The 26105-nt window shown below is 38.8% G+C and carries 22 protein-coding genes; 9 read left to right on the top strand and 13 right to left on the bottom strand.

Annotation, left to right across the window (positions count from 1 at the left end; translation table 11 throughout):
- Window positions 1-318 precede the first annotated feature (318 nt).
- From ACEYW6_RS15935 to ACEYW6_RS15925, 3 genes are all read left to right on the top strand, one after another.
- Window positions 319-2043 (top strand): ABC1 kinase family protein, encoded by a 1725-nt coding sequence (locus ACEYW6_RS15935; protein ID WP_412980477.1) that lies wholly within the window; start codon window positions 319-321, stop codon window positions 2041-2043.
- A 31-nt stretch (window positions 2044-2074) separates the two neighbouring features.
- Window positions 2075-2449, top strand: coding sequence for a hypothetical protein (locus ACEYW6_RS15930; RefSeq protein WP_190896328.1), 375 nt, complete (start codon window positions 2075-2077; stop codon window positions 2447-2449).
- A 266-nt stretch (window positions 2450-2715) separates the two neighbouring features.
- Window positions 2716-3597, top strand: coding sequence for a hypothetical protein (locus ACEYW6_RS15925; RefSeq protein ID WP_412980476.1), 882 nt, complete (start codon window positions 2716-2718; stop codon window positions 3595-3597).
- A 54-nt stretch (window positions 3598-3651) separates the two neighbouring features.
- Here ACEYW6_RS15925 and ACEYW6_RS15920 read toward each other — a convergent pair whose 3' ends face one another.
- The 8 genes from ACEYW6_RS15920 to ACEYW6_RS15885 form a co-directional block, all read right to left on the bottom strand.
- Window positions 3652-4686 (bottom strand): Npun_R2821/Npun_R2822 family protein, encoded by a 1035-nt coding sequence (locus ACEYW6_RS15920; RefSeq protein WP_412980475.1) that lies wholly within the window; start codon window positions 4684-4686, stop codon window positions 3652-3654.
- Between the two features lie 16 nt (window positions 4687-4702).
- Window positions 4703-5593: an Npun_R2821/Npun_R2822 family protein gene (locus ACEYW6_RS15915; RefSeq protein WP_412980474.1), complete on the bottom strand. Its 891-nt coding sequence runs from the start codon at window positions 5591-5593 to the stop codon at window positions 4703-4705.
- 3 nt (window positions 5594-5596) lie between these two features.
- Window positions 5597-6577, bottom strand: coding sequence for an Npun_R2821/Npun_R2822 family protein (locus ACEYW6_RS15910; RefSeq protein ID WP_412980473.1), 981 nt, complete (start codon window positions 6575-6577; stop codon window positions 5597-5599).
- A gap of 3 nt (window positions 6578-6580) precedes the next feature.
- Window positions 6581-7540, bottom strand: a complete 960-nt coding sequence (locus ACEYW6_RS15905; protein WP_412980472.1) for a glycosyltransferase family 10 domain-containing protein — start codon at window positions 7538-7540, stop codon at window positions 6581-6583.
- Between the two features lie 62 nt (window positions 7541-7602).
- Entirely contained in the window at window positions 7603-8814 is a 1212-nt protein-coding gene (locus tag ACEYW6_RS15900) for a glycosyltransferase family 4 protein (protein WP_412980471.1), read from the bottom strand.
- Between the two features lie 4 nt (window positions 8815-8818).
- Window positions 8819-11068 carry an ATP-binding cassette domain-containing protein gene (locus ACEYW6_RS15895; protein WP_412980470.1) on the bottom strand — a complete coding sequence of 750 codons (2250 nt, stop codon included), beginning with the start codon at window positions 11066-11068 and terminating at the stop codon, window positions 8819-8821.
- A 219-nt stretch (window positions 11069-11287) separates the two neighbouring features.
- The gene (locus ACEYW6_RS15890; protein WP_412980469.1) at window positions 11288-12451 is read right to left on the bottom strand and encodes a glycosyltransferase family 4 protein; all 1164 of its coding nucleotides are present in this window, start codon (window positions 12449-12451) and stop codon (window positions 11288-11290) included.
- Window positions 12452-12468: 17 nt separating this feature from the next.
- Window positions 12469-13311 (bottom strand): putative nucleotide-diphospho-sugar transferase, encoded by an 843-nt coding sequence (locus tag ACEYW6_RS15885; RefSeq protein WP_190896309.1) that lies wholly within the window; start codon window positions 13309-13311, stop codon window positions 12469-12471.
- Window positions 13312-13721: 410 nt separating this feature from the next.
- Between ACEYW6_RS15885 and gloB the strand changes: the two genes are divergently transcribed.
- The 3 genes from gloB to dnaB all read left to right on the top strand — a co-directional run bounded on the left by gloB (window position 13722) and on the right by dnaB (window position 18039).
- Window positions 13722-14495, top strand: coding sequence for a hydroxyacylglutathione hydrolase (gene gloB / locus ACEYW6_RS15880; RefSeq protein WP_412980468.1), 774 nt, complete (start codon window positions 13722-13724; stop codon window positions 14493-14495).
- A 169-nt stretch (window positions 14496-14664) separates the two neighbouring features.
- The gene (rplI, locus tag ACEYW6_RS15875; protein WP_190896305.1) at window positions 14665-15123 is read left to right on the top strand and encodes a 50S ribosomal protein L9; all 459 of its coding nucleotides are present in this window, start codon (window positions 14665-14667) and stop codon (window positions 15121-15123) included.
- 84 nt (window positions 15124-15207) lie between these two features.
- Complete coding sequence (gene dnaB, locus ACEYW6_RS15870; protein ID WP_412980467.1) at window positions 15208-18039, top strand: replicative DNA helicase; 2832 nt, start codon at window positions 15208-15210, stop codon at window positions 18037-18039.
- A 61-nt stretch (window positions 18040-18100) separates the two neighbouring features.
- Here the strand turns inward: dnaB and ACEYW6_RS15865 are convergent, their stop codons facing one another.
- From ACEYW6_RS15865 to ACEYW6_RS15855, 3 genes are all read right to left on the bottom strand, one after another.
- Window positions 18101-18622 (bottom strand): FKBP-type peptidyl-prolyl cis-trans isomerase, encoded by a 522-nt coding sequence (locus ACEYW6_RS15865; protein ID WP_412980466.1) that lies wholly within the window; start codon window positions 18620-18622, stop codon window positions 18101-18103.
- A gap of 78 nt (window positions 18623-18700) precedes the next feature.
- On the bottom strand, window positions 18701-19024 hold the full coding sequence (locus ACEYW6_RS15860) for a phasin family protein (RefSeq protein WP_190896299.1): 324 nt from the start codon (window positions 19022-19024) through the stop codon (window positions 18701-18703).
- 814 nt (window positions 19025-19838) lie between these two features.
- On the bottom strand, window positions 19839-20249 hold the full coding sequence (locus tag ACEYW6_RS15855; protein ID WP_196510793.1) for a 2TM domain-containing protein: 411 nt from the start codon (window positions 20247-20249) through the stop codon (window positions 19839-19841).
- 823 nt (window positions 20250-21072) lie between these two features.
- Between ACEYW6_RS15855 and ACEYW6_RS15850 the strand changes: the two genes are divergently transcribed.
- Window positions 21073-21474: a fasciclin domain-containing protein gene (locus ACEYW6_RS15850; RefSeq protein WP_163936176.1), complete on the top strand. Its 402-nt coding sequence runs from the start codon at window positions 21073-21075 to the stop codon at window positions 21472-21474.
- Between the two features lie 193 nt (window positions 21475-21667).
- Here ACEYW6_RS15850 and sfsA read toward each other — a convergent pair whose 3' ends face one another.
- Window positions 21668-22393 (bottom strand): DNA/RNA nuclease SfsA, encoded by a 726-nt coding sequence (gene sfsA / locus ACEYW6_RS15845; RefSeq protein ID WP_412980465.1) that lies wholly within the window; start codon window positions 22391-22393, stop codon window positions 21668-21670.
- A gap of 261 nt (window positions 22394-22654) precedes the next feature.
- Between sfsA and ACEYW6_RS15840 the strand changes: the two genes are divergently transcribed.
- On the top strand, window positions 22655-23323 hold the full coding sequence (locus tag ACEYW6_RS15840; RefSeq protein WP_412980464.1) for a 2OG-Fe dioxygenase family protein: 669 nt from the start codon (window positions 22655-22657) through the stop codon (window positions 23321-23323).
- Between the two features lie 2 nt (window positions 23324-23325).
- Here ACEYW6_RS15840 and ACEYW6_RS15835 read toward each other — a convergent pair whose 3' ends face one another.
- On the bottom strand, window positions 23326-24474 hold the full coding sequence (locus ACEYW6_RS15835; protein WP_412980463.1) for a DUF711 family protein: 1149 nt from the start codon (window positions 24472-24474) through the stop codon (window positions 23326-23328).
- Between the two features lie 263 nt (window positions 24475-24737).
- On the opposite strand from ACEYW6_RS15835, the gene ACEYW6_RS15830 reads away from it, so the two are divergent.
- On the top strand, window positions 24738-26006 hold the full coding sequence (locus ACEYW6_RS15830; RefSeq protein WP_412980462.1) for a tetratricopeptide repeat protein: 1269 nt from the start codon (window positions 24738-24740) through the stop codon (window positions 26004-26006).
- Window positions 26007-26105: the final 99 nt, after the last annotated feature.

Raw genomic sequence — 26105 nt, 5'->3', positions numbered from 1 at the left:
TCTTATTCAAATTTTCATATATCAAACATAGGTAAATAAATATTTGTATTTTTATAAATAATGGTTAAGAAAAGATAAAATCATCTGAGAGTTTGATAAGTAGTTGTAGTTTTATAAAGTATAATTAAGAAAAAGATAAACAAATCTAGGCAGTAACATAGGCTAAAATCACCACGAACATTATCCCAAAAGGGTAGAGTTCTAGGGCGTGTTTTAGATAAAACACTACCGCTATCCTGAACTTGCAACTAACTTGTGGTGTAGGTCGGGAGACAAACAATCATTGTAAATTTTTCAGTTGAAGAGGCAAAAAAAGGCGTGGGTCAGTATCAACCTGCTCAGCTAAAACTCTATAATCCAGATGCGATCGCTCGCTACTATAGTTACCGTCCCTGGCTAGCCTGGGGGCGAGTGCTGAGAATTATCTGGTCTTTTGCAGGATTTCTACTCAGTCTCAAGTGGGACGAATGGCAAGATAAAGTTGAGCAGAACAAGGGTAAACGAGCTATCCAGTTGCGAGAACTGCTCACCCGCCTCGGCCCGACTTTTATTAAAGTTGGTCAAGCCCTCTCTACCAGACCTGACCTGATACGCAAAGATTTTTTAGAAGAACTGATAAAGTTACAAGACCAGTTACCACCTTTCGATAATGCGATCGCTTACCAGATTATCGAAACTGAACTAGGTCGCCCTATTCACGAAAGCTTTAGCGAACTGTCACCTCACCCAGTCGCTGCTGCTAGCTTGGGTCAAGTATACCGGGGTCGTCTGGTGAGCGGCGAAGAAGTCGCAGTGAAGGTGCAACGCCCCAACTTACACCCGGTAATCACGCGCGACCTATATCTGATGCGTTGGGCAGCAGGTTGGCTAGCTCCTTGGTTGCCTTTAAATCTCGGTCACGACCTCACTTTAATTGTGGACGAGTTTGGCACGAAGTTATTTGAGGAAATTGACTATATTAATGAAGGCCGCAACGCCGAGAAATTTGCTAGCAACTTCCGCAACGACCCGCAGGTAAAAGTTCCAGGCATTTACTGGCGTTACACGAATACCCATGTTTTAACCCTGGAATGGATTAACGGCTTTAAGCTGACAGATACTCAACGCATCCGCGAAGCAGGTTTAGACCCAGAAGCGATCATTCAAATTGGCGTTACCTCAGGATTGCAACAGCTTTTAGAACATGGTTTCTTCCATGCTGACCCTCATCCTGGTAATTTGTTTGCTGTGCCCGATGGTCGTATGGCTTACATTGACTTCGGCATGATGGATCAGTTGGAAGAAAGCACCAAAGAAACATTGGTAGATGCACTAGTGCATTTGGTGAACAAAGACTACACCGACTTAGCCGAAGATTTTGTAAAATTGGGATTTCTGACTCCAGACACGAATATTTGCCCGATTGTGCCAGCATTAGAAGCAGTGCTAGGTAACGCTATTGGCAAAAATGTCAAGGATTTTAACTTCAAAACTATTACCGATGAATTCTCGGAACTGATGTATGAATATCCTTTCCGAGTGCCGGCGAAGTTTGCTTTGATTATTCGTTCCTTGGTGACTCAAGAAGGTATTGCCCTGAGCCTCAACCCGAATTTCAAAATTGTTGAAGTGGGTTATCCCTACATAGCACGGCGCTTGCTGACAGGGGAATCGCCAGAATTACGGCGACGATTATTGAATGTGTTATTCAAAGATGGTAAATTCCAGTGGCAGCGGTTAGAGAATTTAATTGCGATCGCTCGTACCGATAGCAACTTTGATGTATTGCCCACAGCCCAGATGGGGTTCCAATATTTAATGTCAGAAGAAGGCAAGTTTTTGCGGCGACAGCTGGTGCTTGCTCTCACCGAAGATGACCGCCTGCATACCGAAGATGTCCAACGCCTGTGGAACCTAGTTAAGGATGACTTAAAACCGGATCGTTTATTAAATGTAGCGATCGGCATTTTAACAGACTTATCCAGGGAAAGTGCAGCTGCTATCCTCCCAAAAGCTAGATTTCTTGAGCCTTTTTCTGGAAACCAGTCACCAAACAAAAAGTAAAAATTTTTAATAATATAAATCAGGAGTTTTCATGTACTATTTTCCTCTTCAACCACCTTATTTCCTATTACTTGTTGGCTTTCTCACAGCATTAACATCTGGTTTTGCATTATCTGGCACTTTGAAAGTAATTGTGCAGAAATGGCCGAGCGAACGCACAGAAAATACTAAACCACGTTCTTCACTAAAACAATTGTTTGTGCCATTTATTGGCATAACCGGCGGTACTTGTCTATTTCTATCTTCAGGGTTAGCAATATTTGGCTTTCCCTCCTCTTTAGCTTTAGGAGTCGGTTTACCAATTAGTCTGTTTACTTGTTTATTAGTTTGGTTGCAGTTGGGAAGTATGATGACTTTTATAGAACGCGAAGGTATGCAATCTTTAGATTTAGATTCTTTTTCTTAGATAGCAAGACATCTCACCAGCATACAAATTGCCGTAAATACTCACCGCTAGCAATGATATTCCACTAAAAATGAGATCCTTAGCTAGTGGTGAATACTTATTTTTTACTAAAATTGTTATCAGTCCAAGATTTGATTGCATTAAAATTACGTATAAATACTGAGATTTGTATCCGTACTAACTCTGCTAAAGGGATAGTAACTATAAATAAAAATATACTCGACTTTGTTCAGAATTTTATTTACTTAGAAGGAGTGTAAAACACTATGATTCAAGACAAAAACGGATTTTGTTTTTGTACTTTAGCATGTGGTAAGAACTATCGTGATCTTGCATTGTTATTAGCAAAAGATATAGAGAAATATTCGCCTAATACCTCTTTTGTTATTTTAACTGATTATCCTAGCGACTTTAGCCAACAGCCTAACGTTTTAGCATTTAAGCATAGACAACAAAGTATTAAGTTTTATCACGACAAAAGATTTGTAATAGCCAAGGGTTTATCTCTATTTAATTCATGCATATTCATTGATGCAGATATGCGAATATTGGCACCAGTTCCCCAATATCCGAAATGGATTTCAACACCAGGAATAACGGCAAGGGGTTGTGAAAATATGCCTAAAAAGTATGCTAAAGTTCTAGCTGGCAATCCTGATGCCAAACTTTTGAAAGAGTTTAAAGTGGCTAAAAAGGCTGCTTCAAAGTTAAATCTAGAAATAGAAAATGAACATCTTAACTTTGTATATGAATATTTATTTGCAGTTACAAAAGACTCTGGAAAGGAAATAGAATTCCTTAAACAGTGGGAAATTCTCGCATCCTATTGTGAGTTAAATGGACTGTATGACTCCGAAGGAAATGCAATAGGTTTAGCTGCTGCTAAAGCAGGTTTACCAGTTAGATGGAGTACAATGGAGGGTATCTCTTTCTTTAAGAATAGAATAGAATTCGTCAGAATCAAAAAGGGAGAGTCGAAGATGGAGGATATGGCAATATATTTTGAGCAACAAACAAAGCTAGAATACCCCAAACGTTTTATTTGGCAGAAAACTATACTTAAAATCGATAAACTTATTAAGTATTTATATAATTTACTGCGTTTAAGAATTTTAACTTTGAAAAACTTTGATTTTTATTACCGATAAGTGGGCAATAGATAAGCTACAAATTAAACACTATTTAAGTCTAATTTTGCTTAGTTATTTAGTAATCCTATCCTTTAAATTACGATAGTTAAGCTTAATATTGTTGACTTTTTGATTGAAAAAACTTGTAGTAGTTTTTTGTAGACGCATTAATGGACTCTGACGCTTAAAGCTTTTGGGTCTTTGTTCTGGCGACTTTAAAAACCTATAATGCAAAAATACATCTCGATATGGAATATTAACATCTTCACCAGCGCAAACTTGAGTAAAGTTTGATGAACTTATACTCATGTAGTGCAAATATGTTAATCTCCGCCCTTGGTCGTAGAGGATATTATCTACCACATCAAATTGAGAACTCCAATGGTTACCAGTTGCCTGTTCGCAGTCATGAAAAGCAAAGTTATAATAGGAAATTCCACTTCTCAACACCATGTAGTTAAATAAAGATTGGTCAGGTGCCAAAAAAGCCATAACATCTGCTTCACCCGCTGTTAATTTTTTGAGGAAGTCGGCTCTTATAGCTTTAGAAAAAATACTTTTCTTAGTGGCAAACCAACCAGCACAAAATACTTTATCTTGCAAGTTTTCTGAGTTGAAAATTTCCTGCATCTGCTCTGGGGAGCCATCAAAAATAAATTTTAATTCAGACTTATATTGGAAATCGTTGACTACCCAATCATAAGTATCTAATTTTTCATATACATAATCTATTGGCCCCATTAACAAGGTGTCTGCATCAAAATAAATAAATCTATCAAAGGGACCATCCACAGCACAAAATTTGCGGTGCATAGGTAGCTCATATAGTTCCGGGAAGCCCCACTCTCGCCAAGTTTTTTGTGCTCTAGGATAATTTTTCCATATTTGCGTGGCAAAGTTATCCCAGTAAGCTATGGAATCAGAGTCTTCAAATAAGGTGACATTATCTCTAGATGCAAGCTCTGCCTTTACCTTTTCTAATCGCTGATTATATGGAAGTATACAAATCGGAATTTTCCTACCTGCATTAGCTTCTATACTATTGAGCAACGCAACTAGTTGGTCATAGACAACATCATTCGCTAGGATGTAAATGCCATCAATCATTAGAATACTCCTAATATTAAGTGCGGGCAGCAACAAAGGGAAATAAACGGCGAGTTAGTTTGGGGATGAAGGCTAATTTACCCTCATGTAGATAGCGATAGTGTTCCCACAATTGCCAATAGGGACTACCAGTTTTAATCCGCGTACCAGCCCAGTGGAGATATTTTAGTCGTTGTCCTCGGTCATAGAGGGCGTAGTCTTGCTGTTGGAAATTTTGCGAACCTGCCCAACTACCAGGCCCTCCCCCAGGAATTTTGACGAGATTTCCACGTTTGGAAATTAGTTTGAGAACAAGATAATTCAGAATGGGTTGGTCTGTAACTCCTTCAGAAAAATCAAAATATTCTCGATGTGCAGCACATTCGCGCAAAGCTTCATCCATCTGTTGTTCCGTAATAGTTCCTTTTCTAGAAGCCCAAAAACCGCTATTGAAAACATCTTGAAGTTGGGCATCCGAAAAAATTTGCTGCTCTTTCACAAACGGGGAAAAAATATTTCGCAGCTTGTCATTGGCATGATGGTAATCACAACAGAAGAAATCAACTTCTGAAAGTTTGTCTAAATTGTCGGCGATTTTTTCAAAAACGACAATATCAGTATCAATATAAATAAACTCATCTAAAGGGCCAAACCACGCTACCAGTTTACGCATTTTATTGGGTAAGGCGAGAAAATCTCTATCAAAGATTTCTCCGATACGTTTGGTAAATTTATCAACAAGTTCTAAATTTGGGAAAATTTGTACCTTGTGTAAGGTAGCAAGCTGTTCTGCTACCTTGTGGTAACTATCATTAAAAGGTATGAGATAAATAGTGACTTCTGGGTCATAGTAACGGATACTATTGAGTAAAGCAATAGCATTATCAATAACCCGATCATTGGCAACAATATAAATTCCCCGACTCATAAATTATCCTTGGTTAATTAACTTAAATTTTCGCAATGCTCTTGTAAATAAATTTGGTAGTGGAGCGTCATTATAGTTCTTCGGGGGATTTTTAAAGACTGGACGCTTTTCTGGTTCGTGTAGGTAACGATAGTAGAGAAATAAATCTCGATAAGGAAACTCAATATTCTCTCCAGCACAGACTGCTTGATTGATATTAGGAGGAATACCAATGTAATGAAGGTAGGTTAGTCGATTATCTTTGTCATAAAGAAGATGTTCTCGCTCCTCGAAATGCTTAGATGTGGCAGAACATCCTGTTTTTTCATTATCTGGCAGTTGGCGAGCAAAGTTATAACTAGAAAGATTAGACCTCATTACCATATAGTTGATCAGTGGTTGTTCGCCAGCACCTTCATACAAAATTTCCGCCTCACCATTTTGTAAATGGGATATCAGCAAATCTCTTTGTTCTGAGTTAAATATTCCACGCTTTGCGCCATAGAAGCCTGAGCAAAATATTTCGGAATCAATACGTTTTTGGTCGAAAAGTTCTAGTAATTTGGGAGATTTAACATTGTATATTTTACTAACGTCTTTAAATTGGAAATCGTAGACAACAAAATCATAACTATCTAGCTTTTCAAACACTGTTGCTAGTGAGTTCATCACCAAGGTGTCTGCATCTAAATAGATAAACTTATCGAAGGGCCCATCAAAGGCACAAAAACGACGGTGAGCGCCATATAATCGGAATTTACTACGATTCAATCGTTCTGGTGCTGCTGAGAGCATAAATTGATCCCAGCGGTTGATTGATTCTTGATCATCGTAAAGAAATACATTAGGACGTTTAGCTATTTCGTCGGCAATTCGCTGTGTCTGATCATCAAAAGGATAGATGCAAACAGGAGTTTCTGGGCCCAAAATCACATCAATACTGTTGAGCAAGGCCACCAGTTGATCGAAAACATAATCATTGCCAAGGGTACAAATACCATTCATAATTTATGAGTGTTGATCAACAAAATTTGATAACCAGTTAAGCAAGTTTAATTTGTGTAAGATGATTTGACGTGCTTCTGCGATCGCATCCTTAGCCTGATACCAAGCATCAGGTGTAGCTGTCACTTCTCGGATGTAGGCAATGCCTTTTTCATCTAAACTGGGCAACCGCAAAAAACTACCCGGTGGCAATAATTTATCAGCAGCCGGACCGCCATAGTAAATTGGCAGACACCAAGCAAGCAAACTATCCCAAAGTTTCTCACTTACATACCAATTATTGTCAGCATAATTTTCAATTGCCAAATTGTAATAGTATGGTGCCATCCCATACCATTTGTTACCTAGTTCTCCCGACTTTTTCGCCCATTCTGGTAAATTACGTCCATATAAATCAAATTTCATGCCACTAGATTGCAGTGATTGCAAAAAGTCTAAACGCTGACGATGTTTAGCAGTGCGGCTAATTCCTGAAGTAATCCAACTACATGGGGCAACCTTTTGAGGAGGTGGCATTTCATTTAAATCCTGAAATGAATTTGAGTGATACCAAATAGCAGGCATATAGTCAGGAGTGGGGGCAAAATCATCGGGGCCAGAAATGTAGCCGGAATACTTCTGAGCTTGTTGGTAATTATGATTAGTTATTTCGACAATTTCATCTAAAGGCGGTTCTCTTAGTAAATAAATAATCCGCTCTTTACTTACACCACGCAGTAGAGAATCAACATTGACTAATGATTTTTGCTGGCGTTTGCGAAAACTATCTAACCAAGATTTTTTTGGCGATGCTTGGGGAAAATCAAATTGATACATCAGCAGAAAATCTGGTTTAGCTGCCAGTGCCTGCATTTGCATATTTCCCCAAACTCCAAATTGATTCGGGGTTTGTTGCCATAGCCAATCGGCTCTGGTTTCTAAACCTCGATAGCTGCTAATCATTCCTACAGTTTTCATAGTCATTTTATTTATTAGTCAGTTATTATTTTTCATAAGTTATTTGCCCTAATCTCACTCATTTTTACTTACACAATCAGTTGGGGAAGCAGAGATTCATCAACATAACTAAGGATTTTTGCCGCTCGATTTTCCCAAGAAAACTGCTTGACAAAATCGATGCTATCTGGATAACCTTCTATCTTTCTGGGATGAGTTTCTAAAACGCGCTTTAGACATTCGGCAAATTTGCTGGAGTTATCTGGCTCACACCAAGCAGCGATCGCTTGAGTATCTTGAAACTCAACTAATGAAGGAATTTCCGTCGAGACAATGGGAGTTCCAGAGGCGAAGTAATCAAACAGCTTTAAGGGAGATGTGAAAGTTGCCGCTTTTCCCGAACAATGAGGGTGAGCTAAAACATCGGCTGCTTGTAGCAAAGATGCTAACTCATTATGTAAGACATAGCCCAAAAATTTAATATTATGAACCTGTTTTTCTTTTACAAATTGCTGATAATATTCGACTTCTGTTGGCTTACCACCTGCACAAGCAAATTGCACATTAGGCATTTCATTAGCCACATCAATTAGTACATCAATACCTTTAAATTGCTGTAGCGCTCCCGCATAAACTACCAATTTTTGACTTTCATATTGCAATAGTTCTTGACGCCATTCTGCCGCTTTTTCTGGTTGTCTTTGCATAAACAAGCGATTAAAACCATTGTGCAGCGTAATTACTTTTTCTGGTGGCATCCCATTTTTAATCATGCTTTCGCGGATTGTATTTACAACGGTGACAGCAATTTGCAACAGCGGATTTGTAACTATTTCTGGTTCAAATGGCTTGTCTTCGTGGTGATGGTGTTCGTAAATTGCCGGAACGCCATTTTTAATGGCAGCTTTGACAAAATTCCAGTTGCGACTGTGGACAAGTTTAGTAGTTGGAAGAATGTGAAATGGTAAATAATATTTGCTGGCAATGGTGTTAGAGTCAGTAAATTTGCTCCGAAAATGGTCAATTGGCCAAGGCATCGGTAAGGGAGCAACTTTTAATTTGTCATGGAGGTTGTAATATTTAACAAGTTCCGTTGGCGTTTGTCTCGGTTGAAAAGGACGAGCTAGATTGACTGGGTTAATCGCTTTTGCTCCTTTGTCAGGGTATACCAAAACTGTTGAGTATCCCAAGTTTGCGGCGGCGTTAGCTGCATTTGTAGATTGCACTAGGTGAGCTTCTGGCTGTGGCAACTCTTCACCGATGAAAAAAATGTAGTGTTTTTTTAAAGCTGGATTTTTCATAAATTTAGATATTAATACTATTCTCAAACTTTTCTAAATTATCGAGCAGATATATAGCAGACTCATAACTTTCAGTAATTAATCCATTTTGTTCTTCTGTGGTGGAGATCGAATTATCAGTTAGAGAGCGGAGAGAGCTAAGTATAAGGTTAAGAGAAGTCCGAAACTCAACGGCGATATGATTAAAGGTTTGATAATGGTTACTGATAACATTTTGATTTTGGTCAGAAATAGAGAGAATCTGCCCCTTAATTTGTAAGTTAATAACATCCTCAAAAACATCAATAGTATTGAGAATTCTCCAAGCTGATTTATAAGAATCTTCAATTAATTCGTGCCGTTCTTGGGAATCGTCTACTAAATCATCAAGTAATAAGCGTAAGAACCCAATCATCGAGTTCAACTGCGTCCGAATTTCGTGAGAGATGCGGAGCAAGCTTTGATTGTGTTTGGTAGCAGTTTCAGGACGTTCTGCAAATTGCATTGAATACAAACGTGAGTAGTAACCACCCTTTTGTAAAAGTTCTTCATGGGTTCCCACTTCTACCACCTGTCCTTGATCTAACACAGCTATTTGATTGGCTTTTTGGACTGTGGAAAGGCGGTGAGCAATTACTAGGGTGGTGCGATCGCGACTCAAATCATCGAGTGCAGCTTGTACTAAGCGTTCGGAAACGGTATCTAAAGCGCTGGTGGCTTCATCTAAAATCAGAATTTCGGGATTTTGGAGGAGGGCGCGGGCGATCGCTAATCTTTGCCTTTGTCCACCAGATAACATCACACCGCGATCGCCAATTAAGGTGTCAAATCCTTGAGGCAATTTGCTAATAAACTCATAGGCATTTGCCCGCTTGGCTGCTGTGAAAATTTCATCTTCAGTAGCTTCTGCTCGCCCATAGGCGATGTTATTCTGCACCGAGTCATTAAAAAGAAAGGTATCTTGACTGACGATTCCCATCCGTTTTCGGAGGGACACAAGATCGAACTCCCGCAAATCGGTGCCGTCAATGGTAATACTGCCAGCGATCGGATCATAAAATCTGGGCAAAAGGTCTGCCAAAGTGGATTTACCAGCACCAGAACCACCTACTAATGCTAAAGTTGTGCCACGCGGTAAATATAAATTCACATCTTTGAGTACCAACTTTTCATGACCAGGGTAGGCAAAGCAAAGAGAATTAAAAGACACTCCCTCTTCTAATTTTGTGTAGGGAAGCTTACCTTTCTCCATGAACGGCTTATCGTGCAGACTTAAAAACTCATTCGTCACATCCACACTGGCGGCGGTACTAGCAAAGTTACTGCGAATAGTATTTAACTGAGAAATTAATGGCAGCACTCGCAGCAGCACTAATAAATACGTTAAAAGTACGGTAGAAAGAGAAGAAACTTGGTCAGCAAAGAAGGTTTTGCTTAAAATTACAATTAGCAGTAAAGCTGTAATACCCATCACCTCACTCAGAGGTGTAATTGCTTCCGAATTAACCTGAGATTGGAAATCAGCTAACTCGCGATCGCGAATTAATTTTTTAATCCGTCGATATTCTTTTTCTTCATTTCCCGTCGCTTTTACCAGCCGAATTCCATTCAGGGTTTCCAATACAGAAATTGAATATGCCCTAGACATCTCACTAAGCTGCTTACCAAAATTTCTAGACCGGGAAATGGCATACTGATTTACTAACGTCACTAACGATAGCAAAAGCGTAGCAGCAATTGTCAACTGCCAAGAAATTGACAGCAGTAAACCGACAAAAACCAAAATTGTGATTCCCAGGATAACTATCCTGACTGTACTACCTATAGAACTTGCAGCCCGGCCAATTTCTCCACCAAGACGGTTGATTAAATCACCAACCTTCGTTTTGGCATAATAATCTATATCAATTTCTAGTAATAGTTTTAACCCGGTTTCGCGCATATCTGAGGTCAGCTTTCGAGTTAAAGAACTCGATGCTAAGGCGCTGGCATAAGTAGCTAAATTCTTTAAAATAATTGTAAATATAATTGCCCCAGCCATGACTCCTATCCGGTAAGCTTCTGGAGTATTGTCAAAGGGGGATATCATCGTTTGTAGAATGGGAGGAGCAGTACTTAAATCTACTTCTTGCCCCACAATTTTTAAAACCACTGGCACAATTAAAGCTGTGCTGATCCCATTAAATAAAGCTCCAGAAAATCCTAACAATATTGTCAGCAGAATCAAACCTGGATAGGGTTTAGCGAATCTTAGTAGTAGTTTTCTGGTAGACATTGGGTATTTTTATGCCACTTTTACTTATTAATATAATTCACACATTAGTTGCTAAATTAGCTAATTATAAAATAAATCAAACTAAATAATCTTCATCTCTCAACTCCGTTAAAACACAGTTACACCTACAACACCATTTGCCAGATAGAATACTAGAACCGATTTGGCACAATAAGGGAATGAAAATCTCTTTTTCAATGCCTAATGCCCAATCAAGATTCACAACTGAGCAATTACCGACTTGAGCACAGAAGCCATAGCCTCTATACTATAGTGTTCCACACATCTTTCTCTTGCTTTGATACCTTGCTGGTTTGCTGACTCTAAATTTTGAAAAATCAATTGAATTTGTTCAGCAATCTGTTCAGGACAAGCAGGCTCGACTAAATAACCAGTATCACCTAAAATTTTAGGAATATCTCCAACACGTGTTGATAATACAGGTTTAGCCATTGCCATTCCATCTGTCAACTTCAGCGGAAATTGAGCACGAGTTTCTGGGGTATCTCGCTGCGGAACAACTACAATGTGAGCCGCTGCTACTAAATCAGGCATAACATCAGCTGGATATTTTGGTAATTTGATAATCCAGCGTCCCCACTTTTGTTGGAGTTGCTGATCGTAATCATCATAAGGACTACCGCCTACAATCACTAGTCTTAAGTCAGGCTGATTAATTTTATCGAGCGCCATGAGAACATCTTCTAGACCTTTATACGGTCTTGGCGCACCAGGAAACATTAAAATACGATATTCAGATAAACCATAACGATTTCTGCTGGACTCAGCATCATATCGAGCGGGATCAAATAAAGAAGTATCCTTACCATTGGGAACAAATGTACCGCCAAAACGCTGCTGCAAAAATTTAGTATGCACCGTCACAGCATCAGCGCTATTTACCAAACCTTCCATCCATTTCACATACAAAGGATGATAAGGATTCCTGAGTGCGCCATCTGGTTTCAACAATTCCCTAGCTAATTGTTTAGGTGTGGGACGATAATTCCAGTCATCGCCACCGTACCAACTTAGTTCCCAATCATCTATGTCTAAAATTAACGGTTTTTGGCTAAATATTTTCTTTAGTAGCGCAACTCCAAAACTAGCTATTTGTGGTTTTATAGCATAAATTATATCTCCATTAATTTTGGGTATAATTTTACCAATTTCTCCAAAAAAATCTGGGAAACTTTTGCCCGGCAAACTATAAACGTTTAATTCTGATGGTAAATTTCGATATAAGTTATCTCCAAATAAAAAACCCATAATTTCAACTTCATATTCTAAATTTCTTAGGGCTGTTGCTATCAAGTATGCACGCAAAATAGCTGCACTTGATAAATCTGAAACCAACAGCGATATCTTGGAAAAATTTTTCACTATTTTTATACTTATTTTTATTTAGTTCGCCAAGGATTTGTAACTTGATTCGGTAAAAATACTTTAGCAAATCTGTCAAAAATTCTTGTATATAAAGAACGACTAATATTCTTAGCATACTGAGGTCGATAAGGATAAGTACAGTGAAGAACTTTAATTTGATCCTGAATATTATAAGCATCCTGCCACTTACTGAGATAATTATAAGTAGGTGGCAGTATTTTCATGTGAGGGCGTACAGATGCGATCGCAGAAGCAAAAGCTCCTTGATCTTTTAAGAGTAATTTCTCTTGGTTATTTTTGACAATCTCAAAATAACGTTGAAATTCTTCAAAAAATATCTTGGTTACTTCTGTTTTCCGAAAAGCCATAAAACCGCCATTATACTGCACACTATCTTCTTGTAATGGTAACCCTACTGATTGCAAAATTGGCAAAACATTTGGCAAAAGGTCTTCTTGTTTACCACGTAATAAGTTTGTAGCCTTGACAATAGAAGGTTGCACATCTTCAGTTAGCAAAAAGTCATATTCATCTAAATAATCAAATACATCATTGATATCCGAAAGTAAACAAATATCTGAATCTAGGTAAATCGTTTTATCAAACTCAGAAGCCGCATATAGAGCTAACTTTGCTTGCCGTGATGCTAAAACAGTATTTTCATTTGCAGGTGCTGGCTTTAAAATTACATTTTTGAATGCCTTAAGCAAGGGATAAAGAATTATTGGAACTTGGTCAATTAAAATAATAATTGGCTCTTGATGAAACTTCCTAACTGCGGCTAAAAAATGAATACAATCTTGAAAAGAGTAAAGCCCAGTTAAAATTGTAATAAATCCTTTAGTTTGTGTTGACATAAATTAAAATAACAATTGTTGTTTACTTTGGAAATTAGATTTATATTTATTTTCATAAAATCTTACTCTAGTTTGAGTTATGGCCAAATCTGATAGAGTAGAGATAAGCAAAATATGAACTTAACAATTTCTTATTTTTAAGTAAATAAATAATAAAATTAATTTAACTTTGTATTTGTAGCTATTCCCAGAGAAAATTCACTGATAAATTCATCTGAAGTTGACTTGATTTAAGTATAATTACCGTGTAAGCACGGTTGTGTAATATCATGGTTAATACTGCAATATAGCTATAATAAACAAAGTATGAACACTTGATATAGCTTGCGGAGGTAGCATGATTATTCACTGGAATGTAAGATTGTTACTCAATACAAAACATTTATTATGTTGTAAGGGAGGCGCAGGTAATGCAGGTAATCCGTCTGGAAGCACTCTCAGACAACTATATATTCTTGTTGCATGATGACAAACAAAATATCGCCGCTGTTGTCGATCCAGCGGAGTCTCAACCAGTATTAAAGAAACTGGCAGAATTAAAAGCTGAGTTAGTAGCAATTTTTAACACGCACCACCATAATGATCATGTGGGTGGTAATAAGCAATTAATAGAACAATTCCCCCAACTGATAGTTTATGGAGGAGCCGAGGATCGTGGTAGAATTCCCGGACAACAGGTGTTTTTGCAACAAGGCGATCGCATCCAGTTTGCAGACCGCATAGCTGAGGTTGTCTTCGTTCCAGGACATACCCGCGCTCACATCGTTTACTACTTTCCTCCCGAAAAAGCTGGTGAGACAGGCGATTTATTTTGCGGCGATACCTTATTTTCTGGCGGTTGCGGTCGCTTGTTTGAAGGAACATCGAGCCAAATGGTGAACTCTTTAAGTAAACTGCGCTCTCTACCCGATGATACACGCGTCTGGTGCGCCCACGAATACACCTTAAAAAATCTGCAATTTGCCCTAACCGTGGATGGCGACAACGCTGACTTACAAAGACGTTTCAATGAAGTAAAAGTTTACCGTAGTCGAGGAGAAGCTACAATCCCCTCGCTGCTAGGAGTGGAGAAGCAAACTAATCCCTTTTTACGTTGGGATCAGCAATCATTACAACTAACTGTTAAAAGTAGCGATGCAGTCCAAACCTTTGCGCGGATACGGGAAATGAGAAATAACTTTTAGGCATTGAGCATTCCCTATCAATTTTCTAGCGCTAATAGTTGCGATCGCACCCTTCCTTTCGCTACGATCTGTAAGCTTTAGGGTATAGGTAAAGAAGCTTGGAATACAGCATTGACATTGTGAGCTATTCTACCCAAACCCAAATTAATCAGATTTTACAGGAAAAACGATGGCGAAACGCGTACAGTTAGTTTTAAATCAGGATATCAGCAAGCTGGGAAAATCTGGCGACTTAGTGGAAGTAGCTCCTGGCTACGCTCGTAATTATCTGATTCCCCAGAAATTGGCAACTAATGCCACTCCTGGTATTCTCAAGCAAGTAGAACGCCGTCGTGAGCAAGAGCGTCAACGGCAATTAGAACTTAGACAACAAGCTCTTGAGCAAAAAGAATCTTTAGAAAAAGTTGGCAGCTTGACAATTGCCAAGCCAGTTGGTGAAAACGAAGCAATTTTCGGTACTATCACCACCCAAGATGTTGCAGATGCAATTAAGGCAGCCACCGGTCAAGAAATCGATCGGCGTGGAATTACCATCCCCGATATTAACCACCTTGGTACTTATCAAGCTGAAATCAAGCTGTATTTGGAAGTAACGGCACAAGTCGATATTCAAGTCGTCGCTAGCTAGGAGACAGCAGGCTAACTTTTGTACAGACGCGATTAATCACGTCTGTACTCCTAACTAGCTTTCATCTCAAAACTAAAATCGTTTATGGCTGAAGAACTGAGTTTTCAAGGCGATGGTAGCAATCGCCTCCCACCACAAAATATTGAGGCGGAAGAAGCGATTTTGGGTGGTATTTTACTAGATCCAGAAGCGATTAGTCGAGTTAGCGATCGCCTCCTTCCCGAAGCTTTTTACATTAGCGCTCACAAAGATATTTATCAAGCAGCCGTGAGGCTCCACGCCCAAGGTAAACCCACAGATTTACTCTCAGTCACAAGTTGGCTGACTGACCATGAGATCCTTGCCCGCATTGGTGGCAGAAATAAGTTAGCAACTCTGGTAGATCGTACAGTGTCAGCCGTGAACATTGACGCCTTAGCAGGGTTAGTGATGGAAAAATACCTGCGGCGACAGTTAATTAAAGCTGGCAATGAAATTGTACATCTTGGTTACGAGACAGAAACCGAGTTACCAACTGTTTTAGATCAGGCAGAACAGAAAGTATTCGGTGTAACTCAAGAACGTCCCCAATCAGGTTTAGTTCATATTTCTGATACTCTAATTAATAATTTCCAGGATATTGAGGATCGAAATCAAGGCATCGCCTTACCTGGTATTCCCTGCGGATTTTACGATTTAGATGCGATGACCAGCGGCTTTCAGCGTTCTGATTTGATTATTGTCGCGGGCAGGCCATCAATGGGTAAATGCCTTAGCTATGATTCAGAAATAGTTTTGGCAGATGGAACAATTACCACAATTGAAGAATTATATAAACAACGTCATGGCTCATTATTGACGTTAAATAATGACTGGAAATTTACCTTTACTCAACCCTGTGCATTTGTAGATGATGGTATCAAACCAGTTTTTCGGGTAACAACTCGCTTAGGTAGGTCTATTGAAACTACAATCACCCACCCGTATTTGACTATTAAAGGCTGGCAAAAACTAGAAAATCTGAAAGTTGGTGATAAAATCGCTATCCCGCGAAAAATAGATGTGTTTGGCTCACATTCTATGCGCGAGTGCGAAGTCAAGTTATTAGCTTATTTAATTGGCGATGGCGGATTAACTAACTGTAATCCACGGTTTACAAATGGTAATTCATTACTGCAAACCGATTTTTTGCAAGCAGTTGCAGATTTTGGTGGTTTAACAGTGCGTTGGGAAACTTCTCAAGGAAAACGCACACCATCACTTTGTGTTCGAGGAGATTTAGAATTTATTGCTATTCAAAGACAGGTTTTTGCTGAAAGTTTTAAACTAGCGATTCAATCACACTCTTTGACAGGAAAAGAAATAAGTCAATTAATTGGAGTCAGTCCTACTTTACTTTGCGCTTGGAAGCAAGGAGTCTGTGTACCAAATTTAGAAACTTTTGAGCTATTATGCGAAATTTTACAATTAGAGTCAGAAGAGTTTGTATCTCATGGATTTGCCTGCATGAGCAAATCTCGGAAGAATTCGCTAACGCTTTGGTTAGAAGAATTAGGTTTGTGGGGCAAAGATGCTCATTCTAAAACTATACCAAACATCATTTTTAAGTTAGAGCAATCGCAAATAGCCTTATTCCTTAATCGTCTGTTTGCCACTGATGGATGGGCTGCACTGCTTACTAGCGGACAATCACAGTTAGGCTATGCAACAGTCAGCGAAAAACTAGCAAGACAAATTCAACATCTTTTATTACGATTTGGCATTATTGCATCTCTAAAAAAACGGTCTGTTAAGTATAAAAATACCCGCAGACCAGCATGGCAATTAGATATTACTGATGCCTTATCTATTAAAACTTTTATCGCAGAAATAGGTATCTTCAGTAAAGAAGAAGCAATAGAAAAAGTTGCAGCAGCAATATCTCAAAAAAGATATCAAACTAATCGTGACTTGATACCTGTAGAGATTTGGGAACAAATAGCATTAGCAAAAGGTAATGAAACTTGGAGTAGTTTAGCTAGACATGCAGGAATTCAAGGGCCAACAAATATGCATGTTGGCAAACGTGCTTTAAAGCGGGAAAGACTTTGGATACTAGCTACAGCTTTAGATAATTTACCACTGCAACAGTTAGCAACCAGTGATGTTTATTGGGATGAAATAGTTGCGATTGAGTCGGTGGGTAACAAGCAGGTTTATGACTTAACAATTCCAGAAACACACAATTTTGTTGCTAATGATATCTGTGTACACAATACAGCCTTTTGCTTAAACCTTGCTCATAATATTGCCGCTTCTTATAAATTACCAGTTGCTTTTTTCAGCTTGGAAATGTCCAAAGAGCAATTGACGCAACGTTTATTAGCTAGTGAAGCGCAAATTGAAAGTAGTTATCTGCGAACTGGTCGCCTCAGTCAAACACAATGGGAACCTTTAAGCCGTGCTATTGGTATCCTTTCCGAGATGCCAATTTATATTGACGACACGCCGAATATTACAGTTACACAAATGCGTAGTCAGGCAAGAAGACTGCAAGCGGAAGTTGGAACTGAATTAGGATTAATTGTAATAGATTACTTGCAATTGATGGAAGGAGCCGGCGATAATCGCGTTCAAGAATTATCAAAAATTACGCGTCAACTCAAAGGTTTAGCGCGTGAATTATCTGTACCAGTTATTGCTTTATCTCAGTTGAGTCGAGGGGTAGAAGCACGCACTAACAAGCGTCCAATGTTATCTGATTTGAGAGAAAGTGGAAGTATTGAACAAGATGCGGATTTAGTAATAATGTTGTACCGCGATGAATATTATTCTCCTGATACTCCCGATCGCGGCATTGCAGAAGTAATTATAGCTAAACACCGCAACGGGCCTACAGGTACTGCGAAACTTTTGTTTAATCCACAGTTTACAAAGTTTCAAAATTTAAAAATTTAGCTATTGAATTAGGGGCTAGGAATTGGGAAAAACTAATGCCCAATTCCCCAGTCTCTAGTACCTACTTAACTCCGAGTAATTCCACATCAAACAGCAGAGTTGCATTGGGTGGAATCACGCCACCAGCACCACGAGCGCCATAACCTAACTCTGAGGGGATGATTAACTGACGACGACCGCCTACCTTCATAGTGCTAAGTCCTTCATCCCAACCTTTGATTACCTGTCCAACGCCAATTTTAAAGCTGAAGGGTTGGCCGCGATCGCGTGAACTATCAAACTTAGTACCATCTTCTAGAGTGCCGACATAGTGAACTTCAACCGTTTGTCCAGGTTGAGGAGTCGAACCAGTCCCCTCTTTTAACTCGACATACTTCAATCCAGAGGGGGTGGTTACGGCATCAGCTTTAGACATAGTATTGCTCGCAATTAGAGTATTATTTTCAGTTACAGTTGTGGGCGCTGGCGGCGTTTGGGTTAACTGGGCAGCAATGGCAGTATTCTGTTTACTGCCTACTTGCCCCACAGCCAAAAGCACAACACACACCAGCATGAACGCCACGCTGAGGAAAATTGGTTTCAAAATCAGTTCTCCTTACTTAGGTATCCTGGCAAAAAGATTACCAACAGGACACATTTAGTTTAAATCAGAAAGGACATCCTAACGCCAAAGCTTATTTTCCAAATCGCGCAATTGACGCTCTAAACGATCAATTCTACCGCGCAGTTCGTCCACTTCCGACTGACGAGCTACCCCCAAATCTTGCATCATATTTCGCATTTGCCGTTGCATTTGGACATCGAAGTTTCCCTGCTCCGACTTTAACTGCTGGGCAATATCATCTATAACTGCCTTGGCTTGCTCAGGATTGAGCTTACCGTCTTTAACTAAATCATCGCTGACTTGGCGTAGTTTTTCTGCTACTAAAGACGTTGTGCCAAGACCCACCATCATTAGCTGTTGCAACCAGTTGTTGCTGTCCATACTCCCTTCCTCTTACTTGTTTCAAACCAGCCGATCCTTGCTCCTGAGTGTAGGCAATCAAGCTATGTTAAAAGCGTAGCTTGATTGCCTACATCTCTATTTTGGCAAATTAGCAAACACAGAGATCACAGGGTGTGCTTATAGAACGACTCAAGTTTAAGGTTGCCCCAAATTTAAGGGAAAATTTTATCTAAAAGGACACACAAATTTGGACAATAGCGCTGGCTGAATATCCTAAATTTCTCGGTAAGAAAGGTTTGGATAAGCCCCAATGATCACACAGAAGTTATCCTCATCATTCGTTGGGCGACACTGGAGCAGTTGAAAGCCTTGCCCCAAGCAGATTTGCCGACTATTGAAGACAAATTCATCCAACTACTAGGAGAATCCTCTCCAATAGTGGAGTCAGCAGAGTATCAAGTACGGAAATTTCTCCATTTCTAGGTGAAAGATCACTCCCACTAGTGAAGCACAGCATAAATCCACCTACCATCTCAATTAACAAGGCTTGGGGCTTAACTTAACAAGGGGCAAAATCCCCTTGTTAAAGGTAGGCAAACTTCCGCCACAGTGACTAGTGAAGCGATCGCCCCAAAAAATTATAGGAATCCAACTTGAGTTTTGCAAAGTATACTGAGAACCAAAACCTGATTTGGTAAGCTTTCAGTCAGCTTGGCTTTTCAAAAGCCAAATCGGATTCCCACTTATAGCAGTTATCGTTTACGTGAGGTAATGTTGTACCGCATCTGAATAGGAACCGCTATAAAAGTTAAAGCATCTCCTTCGCATCTCCATTCTTAAAAGGAAGGAGAAGTTAAATTTTTGCACGCCATTTCTGAAAGGCTATCTCGTAATTCTCTGATTTAGTCTGATAAACACTCCACCAATGAAAAAATAGTCCTAACCCCCATCCTAATACTGGGAATATAGCCCAAAAATAACTAGGACTGGTTATTAAATTCAAGAGAATGAGAAAGGAATTCACAGCTAGGAAGGAAATAAATTGTGTCCAAAACGCTTTGCGTCGGAAAGTATTAAATGTGCGCCGCGAACGTTCCTCTTCTTGTTGAGCTAACCACTTTTTTTCAGTTGTTTCTAAAATATCAGAAGAAATGCCTAACTCAGAGGCCATTTCTACAAGCTGTTCTCGTGAAAATTCACCTTCCTGTTTACGAGTGAGTGCTATTTGAAGGATTTTTTGCACATCTTCTGAATCGTAAGTCATTTTAATTACCTTATAAGTTTGTGTGTAAATGCGCTTTTGATTTCACGAATTTTTCGATAGGCTTCGTTCAATTCAGTTAGCGAACGTCTCCATATTTTGCACCCAACACTTAGTGACATTCACAACCTTATTATTTTCTCACAATCGATTTAGGGCTACTGTATTTGCCAATACCTCTATATTGTTTTTATGACATTAAGCCAAACATTATCTGAAAGTTAAATGCTAGTAGTGTCAAAAAATATTGACAATTGCAGAGGTAAAATTCTCGTTTTTGAAGTGATGTTTTTGATGTTAATTAAAAATTACGCTAATTGCATCGTATTTGAACACAATTGCTAAAAGCATTAGTGTGATAAGCAGTTTATTATTTGTAAGTAGAATTATACAGGCAGAAAGTGAAATGTATTTCGTGATGAAATAATATCAGTTAAATAGGTTTGATACCAACTTTTTGGGTTAATAAATCCTGACAAAAAGCTATTGCAAGCGCAGCTAAAACTTAAAAAATCCAATAACCAGATATTTCCTAAATATCTAAAATCATTTTTATACCAACTAAATAGTTTTATTTATCTATTTAACTGACTTTTTGGTAAAAAGAGTGCTGTGTTGATACTAGTTAACAGCGATCGCATCCAGGAGTGTTTGCAACTCATTCGCCCAAGCAATGTACATAATAATTCTTTATTTGTATAAAAATGTATGCAAACTTTCATGGTATCAATAAAAAATTTGATTTGACCTACGCCCAACGATAGATAGATTTTATTAAACAAATAGTTTAGATTTGTAACAAGTTACACAGAACTAGGTAAAGCACATGGCCAACATAATTGATACTGCCACTAATAATGGTTCTTTCAAGACACTAGTTGCAGCAATCCAAGCGGCTGGTCTAGTAGATACACTGAAAGGTGATGGGCCATTTACCGTCTTCGCACCCACTGATGAAGCGTTTAATAAGCTTCCAGCAGGTACAGTAGACGCATTACTGAAAGATATTCCAAAGCTCAAGAAAATTTTGACCTATCATGTAGTCTCAGGGAAGGTACTAGCTGCTGATGTAGCTAAACTGAAGACAGCTAAAACAGTTGAAGGTTCAGATGTAAAAATTGACGCTTCTAATGGCGTTAAAATCAATGATGCAACAGTTGCAGCAGCAGATGTTGCTGCTGATAACGGTGTCATCCACGTAATTGACACAGTTTTGATTCCTGCATAAGCAAACGTCAGAATAGCGAATGCTATTTATTTCTGGGGTGGTGACTAACTATAGTCGTTTCTCCATTACGGTCTGGTTGGATGTTTTTTAGCTAACACCAACTACCAACAAATCCATCTAGATACTGTCTAGATGGATTTATTGTTTTATGCGTTTAGAGATTTTGCAATGCAGGGTCTCTAATTAGATGTAATCAAATTTTTAGTTTTGCCAAACCCAAATAACGGATACCTTCGGGGGAAATGTCAAAACGACAAGGTAAAACTTCTAAACCAAGAGCGATCGCATCCCGCAATAATTTACCATATAGAGGATCTGTGCGATCGCCAGGAGAAAACTCGGTACAATCACCGCGATTGATAAAATAAAGCATCACTGCACGAGTTAGAGGTAGCAGCGCCATTAGTTCTCGCAAATGCTTTTGTCCTCTTGTAGTTTCTGTGTCGGGAAATAAGGCTAATCTCTCCTCAGACAAAGTTGTGTTTTTCACTTCTAAATAAATCGGGCGTTCCTCATCACTCCCCGTTAAGAAAAAATCCACTCGACTTTTTTTATCTAGCCCATAAACTACCTCGCCCTTTATTTGGCTATACTCACCCAATTCTGGAAAAAGATGTTTCGCCAAAGCTAGCTTTACCACTCGATTGGGCAAAAAAGTATTTATACCTACCCAGGTCGGCTCGTTGTCATGTACCTGAATGAGTTCCAAAGTGTAAGCCAATTTGCGGTTAAGATTATCACTTTTGGAAAGCTGTACCGCACTTTGAGGAGTCGAGACTCCAGTCATTGGCCCTGTATTAGGACAGTGTGCTGTCACTATTTCGCCAGAAGTAAGTTGAACATCAGCAAAAAACCGCTTGTAGCGCTTGAGTAAAATACCGGGATACAAAGGTGGGTAACGGTAAAGCCAGTCAATCATTATAAAACCTTGTTGCTGCTAGTAAATATACGTCGATTCCTTAGCAACCGAACCCCCATCAGCAAATCTTTTCAGCTGCTACTCATACACCCATGAATATTACTCCGCCCTGTGACAGAATTTGAGTAACTTTACATATCACAAAGTGTCAAATTTTGTAATTAAATTTACAACATATTAATAAAAAGTAGCATATACTAAGTGTTATAAGCCTCCCATAAAAAATCCGGGAGAATTTCAACATGCAAGGAGGTAAATCCTATGCAAAAAGTGTGGACATCAACGGAATTAGAATATGCTTTTCTGTTTACTCTAAGAAAAGTAAATTCGATCAATCCAGAAGGTTTCAAGGCATTTTTTAGTAATATGCCTATTGACCCTTATATCAAAGGCAACTATCGTTCGAGAAGATTATCTCGGTTCACAGTCTCTGGAAATAAGTTAATCAAATTACCTCATGGCTACCTCTTGCAAAGTAAAGAGTATAATACATTAGTGGGTGATATAAAAAGAGAGTTTGCAGAATTAGATGATGCACTCATAGAACTTGATATTTTTAGAAATCTTGTCTTAGCATTTAGTGATTCTTGTAAACTTCATCCTGAAGCTGAAATCGGAATTCATCAAATAAGAACTATTTGTTCACCTGATAATTTGGGTAATCCAGCACCTGAAGGCATACATCAAGATGGTACTGATTTTATTGGCATATTCTCAGTAGATAGAGATAATATTCAAGGTGGAGAAACACATTTGTATACTGCCAAAAAAGAAAAGCCTGTGTTTAGCAAAGTTCTAAATCCAGGAGAACTTTTATTGGTCAATGATCATGATTTTTTCCATTTTACCACTCCTATAAAACCACAGATTGATGCTCAGGGAAGTAGAGATGTTTTTGTGCTGACTTCTCCCAGCTTGCTTTCAGAATAATTTTAGTCAACTGTAAATATTTTACAATCTACGAGATATGGGGAATTGAATGTAGTCATTTCCCCAACTTTTTTATTTGGAATCGGAAATAATCTTGCTGAGAGTGGTTTATCTAACTTGATGGCTAAAGTTGCCATATCAATTAATAAAGCTGCAATTTTTTCTATTGTTATATCACCTGGAATCGGAACTGTATCCAGTCCACAGCCACAAACTGCTGAATATAATAATAAATTTGTAATATCATAGGTTTGCTCATTAGCTCTGGTAGCTAATCCAACATCTTCACAAACTGGAAGCATTAGCCCAGAGTAGCCACAGATTTTTACTGATACGCTTTTCAAGACACGAGTCAACATCCCAGAAATTGCTAGAGTTCCCAAATGCCCAAACTTGCCACTCATCAATTTTTCATAAGCAAAAGCAATGCTGTTTTTCTGATCCAAAGATGGAGCTAGAGAAGTATCAATTCCTTTATAATTAACGGCAAATTTGTCAGATATTTTATCAGCAATAACCGCTATTTTATTTAACTCTAATTCTAAAATTAATTGCAGGTTTTGCTCTGCTGTTGTAATATTATTAGCCTGGGAAAATGCTTGCATTACCAAGTCACCTAATTCTAAACCTATAGCGAAAGATGTATCGCCTGTATGGTATGCAGTAGGGAAAAATGGGATATCTGGCTGGCAGTTTGCCCATCCACAAAAGCGAAAGTTACCATAGCCATTTTCACTTTCTTGGGAAATACGTTTAATAGCTTTGGCCGATTCCCTAGCATTCTCAAAATCGATGCCAGTTTCCCTATCACCAATTTTGCTAGAGCAATAGATAATTGACGTATTTTTGTTAATATCTGGAATTATCTCTATAGTTTCGGGTTGGCTGGCATAACCAATATTGAAGAAGCTGATATTCAGACTTTGGCAAAGTTGTTCGAGAATTTTAATTTCATGGATAATTTCAATTGTTGACAAGCCTTGTAGATATTCTTCCCAGGTATTAGTGGCTATTCTAGTTGTTTGTACCTCATATCCTTGTTTTTCAAATACAATTTGTGCTTGCTTGTTAAAGTCAGCAGCTTGCTTAATTTTTTCCTGTTCTCGTAAAGATTGAAGTGATATACCTGTTGTGATAGTTCTGATTTTCATTGGGATAACTTATTATTGATAAGACTAATCAAAGTTGTATCCGATATTTGTACTAAATCTAACTCCAAAATCTGGAGGTGTACAATATTTAATTGGTTAATCCTGCCGATAAAATTTACGGCATGTGTTCGTTTTATTTCATTGAAAATACGAAATGAAGCAAAACCACACTGAATACTTAGAATATTAAGAGTGAGTGCATAGGTTAGGCTATGAAGCAAGCCTGCTGGAATTCAATTAACTGAATCAACCAAACAAATGCTATGAATAACGAATTCTACAATAGAGGATTGGAAAAGGCTAGACGAAAAGACTACGCTGGAGCAATTGAGGAATTTAACCATGCTTTACAATTAACACCTTACTTTACCGAAGCCTATTTGCAACGGGGTTTGGCACATTATGACTCAGGAGCAATACTTAAAGCTGTTTCAGATTATACTGAAGCTTTGAAACTGAATCCTGAGAGTGTAGAGGCATATTATTGTCGTGCATTGGCAAGGGTGGCGCTGAAAAATTTGCCTGGGGCGCTAGAGGACGTTGAACGCGCTATTCGTCTCAATCTCAACTACGCTGCTGCTTATAATTTGCGGGGGATAGTGCGGCGCAAACAGGGATATATTCAAGATGCGATCGCTAACTTTAAAAAAGCTGCACAATTATATCTAGAACAACAAGATAAAGACAATTGTCGTCTGTGTCTGGAACAAATTAAACAGCTACAACCCCAAGAATTACCTGCTGTACAGCAATCACGTTCCACAAATGCGCCTATTTTATCCACAAAGGAATATTTCACGCAATTATTAGAAAAAGCTGAAAAGGGAGATACCCAAGAGGCACTCGCGGATTTAAACTGGATATTAAAAGCCGATCCGCAAGATGCCCAAGCTTACTGCTGTCGTGGGGTTGTGCGTTGCAAAATGGGGAATTATCGAGAAGCGATCGCAGATTTTAATCAAGCATTGCGACTAAATTTTCAAGATGCCATTGTCTATCGCAATCGAGGTAAAGCACGTTCTGTATTGGGAGATCATCAAGGTGCGATCGCAGACTTCAACCAAGCACTCCAGATGCAACCCGAAGATCCCTTAATCTATATTGCCAGAGGTAATGCCTATAGGGCAATGGGCAACTATCTCGGTGCAATTCAAGATTACACCCAAGCACTACAAATCAATCCTAATGATGCTCAAGCTTACTACAATCGCGGCATTGCCTATACTTGCATAGAAGAAATGCAAAACGCTGTGGAGAATTATCAACGGGCGGCGAGTATTTTTTGTGAACAAGAAGACTGGGGAAATTATCAACAAGTCTTAAGTAGCCTAGAAAAAATCCAAAAATTTAGTCCACAGTCAAAAAAGCAAAAATATAACCTATTACGTCAACGCCTTTTGCAAATGGTTGGTGGGTATTGGGAAATTGCCGAACGATTAATTCAGCAGAAGCAAGATTATTATCCTGGGATGTCAGACGAGTGGTATTTGCAAAAAGTGATTGATGATTTAGAACGCGATCGCGGTAGATAAAATATGAAGGAGGCAGTTCCGATTCAGATGCGGTACAACATTACATCACGAGGTGTAGGGGCACGGCACTGCCGTGCCCCTACGGGTGTACCTCACGTA

This window comes from Nostoc sp. UIC 10607 (assembly GCF_047228265.1).
Taxonomy (GTDB): Bacteria; Cyanobacteriota; Cyanobacteriia; order Cyanobacteriales; family Nostocaceae; genus Nostoc; species Nostoc foliaceum_A.
This window is presented reverse-complemented; position numbering and strand designations above follow the sequence as displayed.